The following is an 836-nucleotide window of genomic DNA, read 5'->3' as shown; positions in this document are numbered from 1 at the left end:
GGATGCGGCGGCGGCCGACGACCTGGTGCAGGACACGCTGGAGCGCGCGCTGCGCTACCGCTGGCGCTTCCGCCTGCGCGCGGGCGCCTGGTGGGGCGATGGTGCCGATGGCCTGCTGCCCTGGCTGCTGACCATGATGCACCGCCTGCGCATCAACGCGTACCGGCGCGCCGATCTGGTGACGTTTACCGATACGCTTCCCGACGTACCCAGCGCTGCGCCCGAACCCGGCCTGCGCCTGGATCTGGCCCGGGCGCTGGCCCGGCTGCCCGAGGCCCAGCGCGCGGTCATGCTGCTGGTCGGGCTGGAGCAACTCACCTATGCCGAGACCGCGCAGGTGCTGACGGTGCCGGTGGGCACCGTCATGTCCCGCCTGGCGCGCGCACGCGAGCAGATGCGCGTGCTGATGGATGGCGCGCCAGCCGCGGCGCCCGAGCCGAACCCGCAGGCCGCCGGCCGCGCGGGTGGACTGCAGCGAGTCAAATGATGTCCCCCGTCCCAGTCACCGAAGCTGACCTCCATGCCTATGCCGACGGCCAGTTGGATCCAGACCGCCGCGCCGAGGTCGAGGCTTACCTGGCCGCCCACCGCGAAGCCGGCGAGAAAGTCGGTGGCTGGCGACGGCAGGCGGGCGACTTGCATGCGGCATTCGACAGCGTACTTAACGAGCCCGTCCCCCTGACCGCACTTCCGGCAAGGCTGCGCGGCAATACTGCCCGTCGCGGGCGTGGCCCGGCGGGCTGGGGCATGACACTGGCCGCCAGCATCGCTTCGCTGGCGCTGGGCGGCGCCATTGGCTGGCTGGCCCATGGCCGCGGCGACACCCTGGCGGCCGG

At 72.7% G+C, this 836-nt stretch carries 2 protein-coding genes; both read left to right on the top strand.

Annotation, left to right across the window (positions count from 1 at the left end; translation table 11 throughout):
* Window positions 1-487, top strand: a 487-nt coding sequence (locus P3W85_RS11920) for an RNA polymerase sigma factor (protein ID WP_276264944.1), incomplete at its 5' end; no start/stop codon positions are given.
* Window positions 484-836: anti-sigma factor family protein (locus P3W85_RS11915; protein ID WP_430869538.1), on the top strand; the 353-nt coding region annotated here is incomplete at its 3' end. The genes P3W85_RS11920 and P3W85_RS11915, both read left to right, overlap by 4 nt.

This window comes from Cupriavidus basilensis (assembly GCF_029335485.1).
Classification (GTDB): Bacteria; Pseudomonadota; Gammaproteobacteria; order Burkholderiales; family Burkholderiaceae; genus Cupriavidus; species Cupriavidus basilensis_E.
The sequence above is the reverse complement of the archived record's forward strand: the minus strand, read 5'-3'. Positions and strand labels throughout refer to the sequence as shown.